Genomic DNA, 8,531 nt, shown 5'->3' with positions numbered 1-8,531 from the left:
CAGTTCAGCAGATCCCCGCGAGTAGCGTCCGGGCCAGTCGCCGCGCGAAGTCGTCCACCGGTGGGCAGACGCCGGTACGCGTCGCGTCGTAGGCGAACGCCCGTTGCGAGCAGGCGCCCAGCAGGAGCGACGCGGCGGCGAAGGTGTCCGCGTCGGCGCGGACCCGTCCTGCGGCCTGCTCGGTGCGCAGGTAGGCGTCGAGGCCCTCGATCGGCAGGTGCGGCCCGGTGCCGAGCTCCCGCATCGCGTCGTCGTGCCGCTGCTTGAGCTGCGTCTGGGCGTACAGCGAGGCGGCGATCGGGAAGCTCTGTTCGTAGAAGAGCGCGGCCTGGCGGGCGATCTCCGTGAGGTTCTCCTCCAGGGAAGCGCGGGCCGGCTCCGAGGCGAGGCCGTGCAGCAAGGGAGTCAGCCGCGGCAGCCGTTCGGACAGGACGCGGATGAAGAGCTCTTCCTTGCTCGCGAAGTGCTTGTACAGCGCGGCCTCGGAGCACTTGGCTCCCTTGGCGATCTCCTTGGTGGTGGCGCGGGCCAGCCCGACGGTCAGCATCAGCTCGTGGGCGGCGTCCAGGATGCGTTCCCGGGCCGGCTTGGCGGACTGCACGGTTACTCCTGCCGGGGCTTGACGAGTGGGTGAGTGCTTACTCACCCTAGAGGACAGACCGGTGAGTGAATACTCACCCACCGGTTCCGTCGCCAATACGCAGCCACGCCGCCGTGCGGAACGGAGTACGCCATGAAGCTCACCGTCTTCGGTGCCACCGGAGGCATCGGCCAGGAAGTCGTCCGGCAGGCACTCGACGCCGGCCACCAGGTCACGGCCGTCGTACGGGACCCCGCACGGCTGTCCGTCACCGGCGAGCGCCTGGAGGTGTTCCGCGCGGACCTGAGCGACCCGGCAGCGGTGCGGCCGGCGGTGGCCGGGCGTGACGCCGTGCTGTCCGGGCTCGGCGCACGTCGCCGCGCCGACGCCGGGATCGCGACCAGGCTGACCCGGACGGTACTCGACGCCATGGAGGCGGAGGGCGTGCGCAGGCTGCTGGTCGTCAGTGCCGCCCCGGTCGGGCCCGAGCCGCAGGACGCCGGGCTGCTGGACCGGGGCGTGCGCGGGGTCGTCTCCGCAGTTCTCAAGGACATCTACGCCGATCTGCGCGCCATGGAGGCCGAGCTGGCGCGCAGCGCCACCGACTGGACGGTCGCCCGGCCGCCTCGGCTGCAGGACAAGCCGTTGTCCGGCCGGTACCGGACGGTGGTCGGCGGCTTCCCGTCCAAGGGCCGTCTCATGGGCCGCGCCGACGTCGCCCACGCGATGCTCGCGATGACCGGGGACGCGGGGACCGTGAAGCAGGGCGTGGGTATGGCGTACTGATACGCGGGACTTCGGGCTGCGGCTGCGGCTGCGGCTAGAGGCTGACGCCGACCGTCACCGGTTCGTTGACCAGTGTGACGCCGAAGGCCTCGCGGACGCCGGTGACGACCTCGCGGGCCAGGGCGAGCAGGTCCTCCGTGGTCGCTTCGCCGCGGTTGGTGAGGGCGAGAGTGTGCTTGGTGGAGATGCGGGCGGACCCGGTGCCGTAGCCCTTGGTGAAACCGGCCTTGTCGATCAGCCAGGCCGCGGAGGTCTTGATGCGGCCCTCCCCGGCCGGGAAGGCGGGCGGCTCGGCGCCGGTACCGAGGCGCTCGTCCACGCGCGCGCGGAACACCGCGAACTCCTCGTCCGTGAGGATCGGGTTGGTGAAGAACGACCCGGCCGACCAGGTGTCGTGGTCCTCGGGGTCCAGGACCATGCCCTTGCCGGCGCGCAGCTTCAGCACGGTGTCGCGGGCTTCGGTCAGCGGTACCCGCTCGCCGGGCTCCACGCCGAGGGCGCGGGCCGTCTCGGCGTAGCGGAGGGGCGCGGAGAGCCCGTCGGCGTCCTCCAGGCCGAAGCGGACGCGCAGGACGACGTACCGCTCGGGCTCGGCCTTGAAGCGGCTGTGGCGGTAGGAGAAGCCGCAGTCGCCGTTGGTGAGGGTGACGGTCTCGCCGGACCTGCGGTCGTACGCGATCACCTCGGTGATCGTCGAGGAGACCTCCTGGCCGTACGCGCCGACGTTCTGGATGGGGGTGGCGCCCGCCGAGCCGGGGATGCCGGCCAGGCACTCGACGCCGGCGAGTCCGGCCTCGACGGTGCGGGCGACGGCGTCGGTCCAGATCTCGCCGGCCGCCAGCTCCAGCGTCGTGCCGTCGAGGGAGAAGCCGCGTGTGGCGATGTGCAGGGCGGTGCCGTCGAAGCCCTTGTCGCCGATGACCAGGTTGGAGCCGCCGCCGATGAGCAGCAAGGGCGTGCCGGTGTCGTCGGCCTCGCGGACGGCGTCGATCACCTCGGCGTCGGTCGTGGCCGTGACCAGTCGGGTCGCCGGTCCTCCCAGCCGGAAGGTGGTCAGCGGGGCGAGGGGGGCGTCGTGGAGTTCCTGCACGCGCCCAAGACTACGAGACGACACTGACAGCCCGGGGCAGCGGGAAACGCCCCGAGCGTTCGGCCGGGGCGTTTGCTGTCCTCATATCCGTCCGTACCCGGCCCTCAGCGCAGCCGCTCTGGGACCTCCGCCCAGCTCACCGGGAGCGCGTCGCTCGATGCCGGCCAGGAGGCGAACTTCGAGTCCCGCATCTGCGCGGCCAGCCCTCGGGAGGTCGGCGCGTGGTTGCCGGAGTGCGCGAACGCCTTGAGGGCCTCGGGCGACTCCCAGGCGGACACCGTCCAGAACGTCCGCTTCAAGGGCTCCGCCTCAGGGAGGCGCCGTACGCTCCGGGCGCGCCCCCGACCTGGCGCCACACGCCCGGCGTGCGCGCCAGGAACTTCAGCGCTCCCCACAGCGTGCGGGTCTCGAAGCGGGAGGCGAAGACGTGGACCTCGGTGGCCTGCGGCGGCCGGTTCGGCACCGTCCAGGGAAGGGTGGGCATGTCGGACTCCTTTCGCTCGTGCCTTGTTTCTCGGGCTTGTTTCTCGTGCGTCGCTTCGCGCTCGGGGTGTGTCAGCGGGAGGCCGTTTCCCCGTCCGGGACGAGCACAGGTTCGGCTGTCGGCGCAGGTCCGGCCCCGGGCCCGGGCCCGTCGGTGGACGCCTGGTCGTCCCGGCGGCGGGACGGGATCACGAGGGCCGCGAAGCCTCCGAGGGCCACCACTCCGGCGCCCACCGCGACCGCGGGCCGCAGCCCGTCGACGAAGGACTGTCCGGACTCGTAACCGCCCTGCGCCGCGAAGATCGAGCCCATGACCGCGATGCCGAGCGCGCCGCCCACCTCACGCAAGGCGTTGTTGGCGCCCGACGCGATGCCCTGCTCCTTCGCCACGACGCTGGACATCACCAGGGCGGAGGCGGGAGCGAAGAAAAGGGCCATGCCGATTCCGCTGATGATCAGACCGGGCAGCTGGACGGCGTAGGAGGCGTCGGTCGTGATCACGGAGGCGAGGTATCCGAGTCCCGCCGCCTGGAGGAAGAGTCCGGCGGCGACGACCGGGCGCCCGCCGATCCGGTCCGAGAGGATGCCGGCGATCGGAGCGACCAGCATCGGCATCCCGGTCCAGGGCAGCATGCGCAGGCCCGCCTCGGTGGGCGAGTAGCCGAGGACGCCCTGCATGTACTGGCTGAGCAGGAAGATCGAACCGAACATCCCCAGGAACATCAGCAGGCTCGCCGCGCTGATGCCGGAGAAGGCACGGGACCGGAAGAGCCTCATGGGCAGCATGGGGTGCTTGTGATTGATGCCGTGATAGACGAAGCCGGCCAGCAGCGCGGCGCCGGCGAACAGAGCGGTCAGCACCACGGGGCCGTCCCAGCCGTCCACGGGTCCGCGGACCAGGCCGTAGACGATGCCGAAGAGTCCGCCGCTGGCGAGCAGGGTGCCGGGGAGGTCGAGCGGGGCGCCAGTGCCGTACGACTCGGCGAGGCGAAGACGGGCGAGCGGCAACAGGGCGAGCCCCAGCGGAACGTTCAGCCAGAAGATCCACTGCCAGGAGATGTGCTCGGTGAGGCTGCCGCCGACCAGCGGTCCGGAGGCCACGGCGAGCCCGTTGACGGCGCCCCAGATGCCGTACGCCATCCCGCGCCGTTCGGCGGGCACGGCGGCCGTCAGCAGGGTCAGCGTCAGCGGCATCATGATCGCCGCGCCGACGCCCTGGACCGCGCGGGCGGCGATGAGCGAGTCGATACCGGGCGCCAGGGCCGCGGCGGCGGAGGCACCGGTGAAGACGGTGAGGCCGGCCACGAAGAGCCTGCGTCGGCCGAAGCGGTCACCGAGGGCCGCGCCGAACATCAGCAGCACCGCGAAGGTGAGCGTGTAGGCACTCACCGTCCATTCAAGATCGTGCAGGGCTCCGCCCAGGTCCTCCCGGATGGCGGGCAGGGCGGTGGTGACGACGAGATTGTCCAGTGCCGCCATGAAACCGGCGACGCTGGTGATGACGAGGGCCCAGCCCACTCCCCCACGACGTGTGCTTTTCTGCGACATCTCTCCCCCAGAGGGTGTCCGGTGATCGCGATCGATTCGGTTTGGTTAGTAATTACTGACTAACTTTGCGGGGCATGCGAAAGCCCCCGCCCCGAGCGCGGCGTGCGCGCCCCGCGCGCCCGCCCGCACCCGTGCGCCCCTACGCCTCTTCCTCGCCCCGCCTGACCCGTGCCGAGAGGTGGAGACCGTCCCAGACCCGGTGTCCGGGCGGGAAGCCCATGCCGGCCAGAGCGTTGATGAGCATCCCGTACGCCATGAACGTCGTCGTCTCGCTGACGTCCCCGCCGAGGGGCAGGCGTACGGCGTCCCAGAGATCCAGCCAGCCCTTGCGGACCATCTCGCCGAACTCGTGATCCCCCGCCGCCTCCGCCGCCGCGACCGTGACGTACACCTGCAACTGCATCTGGAGCCGTTCGGGCTGCTCGTCGATCAGTCGCGTGTAGGCCTCGGCCATCGCCTGCAGGGCCTCTTCGCCGTGCAGACCGTCGGACGACACCTCGAAGACCCGGCGGGTGTCCTGCAGGCAGCGTTCCGCCGCCGCCAGGAAGATCGCCTTCTTGCTCGGGAAGAGCCGGAAGAGATACGGCTGGGAGACTCCCACCCGCTTGGCGATGGCGTCCGTGGACGTTCCGTAGTAGCCACCCCGGGCGAACTCGCTCGTCGCCGCACGGACGACACTCTCGCGCCGCTCCTCTGCACTCATCCTGACCATGCGAGTAAGTTAGTGCTCAATCACTAACTCCGTCAAGGCGCACGCGGCACCCCTCACTCACCGTCGCCAGGGAAGGGCATACGACGTCACAGGACGTCGTATGCGAGGTGCGTCGCGGTCGATGTCCGGGTCACGCTGCGCTGCACCAGCGTGCGCGGCGCTCCGCCGGTGAACAGCGGCGTCCCGGCGCCCAGCACCACGGGCGCGAGGTGCAGGGACAGGCCGTCGACCAGCCCGACGTCGAGCGCCGAGCCGATCGTGGCACCGCCGCCCATGAGGACGACGTCGAGGTCCTCGCCGCCGTCCGACGACGCCGCCTCGGCGCGCTCCCGCGCGGCGGTGAGGGCGTCGGGCAGACCGGTGGTGACGAACGTCCAGTCGAGGTGGGTGAGTCGCACCGACTCCGGCCGCGAGCTCGTCACGACGACGAACGCGGGCTTGCCGACCTCGCCGGCGCCATAGCCGGACGTGTCGTCCCAGCCGTACGGCCCGTCCACCACGTCGAAGAGCCGGCGGCCGAGGACGACGGCACCCGAGCGTGCGGTCGCCTCGCGCAGGATCCGGCGGTCGTCGGGGTCGTCGGAGAACGCCCAGGTGTGCAGGGCCTCCCCACCGGTGCCCAGACCCCTGTCCGGGCCGGGGCCGGGCCCGGTGACGAAACCGTCGAGGGATATCGAGATGTCAGCGATGATTCGGGTCATACAGAACAGACCCGACCCGGCACCCGGACTCATCGCTCACGCATGGCGGGTGCCGGACGGACCACGGCCGGCCCCGTCACTTCCCGGCAGCCGCAACCGCCGGGGACGAGGACCGGCCACCCGTTCTCAGGCGAGCCGTACGACCGCCCGGGACATGCCGAGGACCTTCTGACCGGCGCTGGTGGCCGTGAGGTCGACGCGGACGGTGTTGTCGTCGAGCTTGGCCGCGACCTTGCCGCTGACCTCGATCACGGCACCGTGGTCGTCGTTCGGGACCACGACCGGCCGGGTGAACCGGACGCCGTACTCCACGACCGCGCCCGGGTCGCCGATCCAGTCGGTGACCACGCGGATCGCCTCGGCCATCGTGAACATGCCGTGCGCGATGACGTCCGGCAGGCCGACCTCCTTGGCGAACTTCTCGTTCCAGTGGATCGGGTTGAAGTCGCCGGAGGCACCCGCGTAGCGCACGAGAGTGGCGCGGTTCACGGGGAAACTCCGCGCGGGCAGTTCGGTGCCGACCTCGACGTCACTGTAAGTGACCTTCGCCGTCATGGGATGCTCACGCCTCCTCGGCCGCGCGGGCCACGAGCTTGGTCCAGGCGGTCACGACGTGCTCGCCGGCCTCGTCGTGGACCTCGCCGCGGATGTCCAGGATGTCGTTGCCCGCCATGGACTTGATCGCCTCGATGGTCGAGGTCACCGTGAGCCGGTCACCGGCCCGCACCGGACGGACGTACGCGAACCTCTGGTCGCCGTGCACCACCCGGCTGTAGTCCAGGCCGAGCTGCGGGTCCTCGACGACCTCACCGGCCGCCTTGAACGTGATCGAGAACACGAAGGTCGGCGGAGCGATCACATCCGGATGGCCGAGCGCCTTCGCGGCCTCCGTGTCCGTGTACGCCGGATTGGCGTCACCCACCGCCTCCGCGAACTCGCGGATCTTCTCCCGGCCCACCTCGTAGGGCTCGGTGGGCGGATAGGTCCGCCCCACGAACGACTGGTCGAGCGCCATGGGCTCGCAACCTCCTGCTGCTCTGTGCGGCTGTGGGTGCCGTCTCGGGTACCGCTACCAAACGACACGAGGCCGCCCCCAAACCTCGGGGACGGCCTCGTGTACGAGCCTGTTTTATCGCGTTTCGCGGTGCGCGGTGTGCGCGTTGCAACGCGGGCAGTGCTTCTTCATCTCCAGTCGGTCCGGGTTGTTACGCCGGTTCTTCTTGGTGATGTAGTTCCGCTCCTTGCACTCCACGCAGGCCAGCGTGATCTTCGGGCGGACGTCGGTGGCAGCCACGTGAAGTGCTCCTTGACGAACGGATTGATGGTATTAACGCAGGAAAGAGTAGCCGATTGAAGGACCGACCCCGCAATCGGCTACTGAAAGTAGCGGTGACCGGACTTGAACCGGTGACACAGCGATTATGAGCCGCTTGCTCTACCGACTGAGCTACACCGCTGTGATGCGATCGGGCCCCGCCTTGCGACGGGAACCTCTCACACCAGAGCCCCAAAACGGAATCGAACCGTTGACCTTCTCCTTACCATGGAGACGCTCTGCCGACTGAGCTATTGGGGCGAGCGATGAAGACATTACACGGTCGCCCGCCGATCGCCCAAATCCGTTTCGCCGCCCCTGTCCCGCCCCGTCCCGCCGCCGCGGGGACGGCAGACCGCACCGGTACGACTATTGCGCTCCTCCGCGCCACGGACTGATCACCGTCCTAGGCTCGACTCACTCTGCGTGATCTTGCGTCCCCCACTGCGCAGTCCGAGCCCAGAGGAGCGCGATGCCCGACAGCCAGCCGCAGCCGCCCCACTCGCCCTCCCCCTCGGGCCCCGCCGACCACGGCTCGCTCCTGCTGTCCGGGGCGCGGCTCACCGACGGCCGGACCGTGGACGTACGGCTGCACGGCGGGCGCATCGAGGCGGTCGGCACGGCCGGCAGCCTGACGGCGGCCCGCACACCCGGCCCCGGCACCCGCGTGGACCTCACCGGCTACCTGCTCCTCCCCGCCCCCGCCGAACCCCACGTCCACGGCGACACCGCGCTGACGGCCGACGCCCCCGGCCCCGTCTCCTTCGCCCCCCTGGACGTCCAGCGCCGGGCCACCGAGGCCGCCCTGCTCCAGCTGGGACACGGGGCGACCGCGCTGCGGGCACACGTGCGCGTGGGCGACGTCGCGGGGCTGGGCGCGCTGACCGCCGTGCTGCGGGCGCGGCGTTCGCTGCGCGGGCTGGCGGAGCTGACCGCGGTGGCGATGCCGAGGGTGCTGACCGGGGTGGCCGGGGCCGACGGGCTGGCGATGCTGCGGGACGCGGTCAAGATGGGCGCGGACGTGGTGGGCGGATGCCCGGACCTGGACCCCGATCCGACCGGGTACGTGGAGGCGGCCCTGGAGGTCGCCGCCGAGCACGGCTGCCCGGTCGACCTGCACACGGACGCCGCCGACCCGGTGCGGCTGGCCCGGCTGGCGGCGATGGCGGGCGGACTGCGCCCCGGAGTGACCCTCGGCCCCTGCGACGGGCTGGGCCGCCTGCCCGCCGACGCGGCTTCCCAGGCCGCCGACCGGCTCGCGGCGGCCGGGGTGACGGTGGTGTGCCTGCCGCAGGGCGCCTGCGGCGCCGTCGACC

At 71.2% G+C, this 8,531-nt stretch carries 9 protein-coding genes, 2 tRNA genes and 2 pseudogenes; 2 read left to right on the top strand and 11 right to left on the bottom strand.

The annotated features are described in order from the left end of the window. Positions 1–4: 4 nt before the first annotated feature. A complete protein-coding gene (locus tag EBH09_RS21695) occupies positions 5–601 on the bottom strand; it encodes a TetR/AcrR family transcriptional regulator (RefSeq protein WP_121748631.1) in 597 nt (198 codons plus the stop codon). Between the two features lie 132 nt (positions 602–733). Between EBH09_RS21695 and EBH09_RS21690 the strand changes: the two genes are divergently transcribed. Continuing rightward, positions 734–1,366, top strand: a complete 633-nt coding sequence (locus tag EBH09_RS21690) for an NAD(P)H-binding protein (RefSeq protein WP_121748630.1) — start codon at positions 734–736, stop codon at positions 1,364–1,366. A gap of 34 nt (positions 1,367–1,400) precedes the next feature. On the opposite strand, the gene EBH09_RS21685 is transcribed toward EBH09_RS21690, so the two are convergent. The 10 genes and pseudogenes from EBH09_RS21685 to EBH09_RS21640 form a co-directional block, all read right to left on the bottom strand. Then, positions 1,401–2,456, bottom strand: coding sequence for a UDP-N-acetylmuramate dehydrogenase (locus tag EBH09_RS21685; protein WP_121748629.1), 1,056 nt, complete (start codon positions 2,454–2,456; stop codon positions 1,401–1,403). Between the two features lie 104 nt (positions 2,457–2,560). Next, a pseudogene (locus EBH09_RS21680) lies at positions 2,561–2,940 on the bottom strand (DUF3291 domain-containing protein). Positions 2,941–3,011: 71 nt separating this feature from the next. Continuing rightward, positions 3,012–4,487, bottom strand: a complete 1,476-nt coding sequence (locus EBH09_RS21675) for an MFS transporter (protein ID WP_121748628.1) — start codon at positions 4,485–4,487, stop codon at positions 3,012–3,014. Between the two features lie 139 nt (positions 4,488–4,626). Then, entirely contained in the window at positions 4,627–5,199 is a 573-nt protein-coding gene (locus EBH09_RS21670) for a TetR/AcrR family transcriptional regulator (RefSeq protein WP_121748627.1), read from the bottom strand. 86 nt (positions 5,200–5,285) lie between these two features. Beyond that, positions 5,286–5,900, bottom strand: a complete 615-nt coding sequence (locus tag EBH09_RS21665) for a dihydrofolate reductase family protein (protein ID WP_193776456.1) — start codon at positions 5,898–5,900, stop codon at positions 5,286–5,288. Positions 5,901–6,026: 126 nt separating this feature from the next. After that, positions 6,027–6,455, bottom strand: coding sequence for a MaoC family dehydratase (locus EBH09_RS21660; protein ID WP_121748625.1), 429 nt, complete (start codon positions 6,453–6,455; stop codon positions 6,027–6,029). Between the two features lie 7 nt (positions 6,456–6,462). After that, positions 6,463–6,915 carry a MaoC family dehydratase N-terminal domain-containing protein gene (locus EBH09_RS21655; protein ID WP_121748624.1) on the bottom strand — a complete coding sequence of 151 codons (453 nt, stop codon included), beginning with the start codon at positions 6,913–6,915 and terminating at the stop codon, positions 6,463–6,465. Positions 6,916–7,029: 114 nt separating this feature from the next. Continuing rightward, positions 7,030–7,194, bottom strand: a complete 165-nt coding sequence (rpmG, locus tag EBH09_RS21650) for a 50S ribosomal protein L33 (protein WP_003948671.1) — start codon at positions 7,192–7,194, stop codon at positions 7,030–7,032. Positions 7,195–7,284: 90 nt separating this feature from the next. After that, positions 7,285–7,357, bottom strand: a tRNA-Met gene (locus tag EBH09_RS21645). Between the two features lie 46 nt (positions 7,358–7,403). Further along, positions 7,404–7,476: transfer RNA gene (locus tag EBH09_RS21640), tRNA-Thr, on the bottom strand. Between the two features lie 211 nt (positions 7,477–7,687). On the opposite strand from EBH09_RS21640, the pseudogene EBH09_RS21635 reads away from it, so the two are divergent. Continuing rightward, a pseudogene (locus EBH09_RS21635) lies at positions 7,688–8,531 on the top strand (hydrolase); the annotation flags it as partial.

Source organism: Streptomyces sp. E2N166 (assembly GCF_003671715.1).
Lineage (GTDB): Bacteria > Actinomycetota > Actinomycetes > Streptomycetales > Streptomycetaceae > Streptomyces > Streptomyces thinghirensis.
Note: the sequence above shows the minus strand (reverse complement) of the source record. Positions and strands in the feature narration are given on the sequence as shown.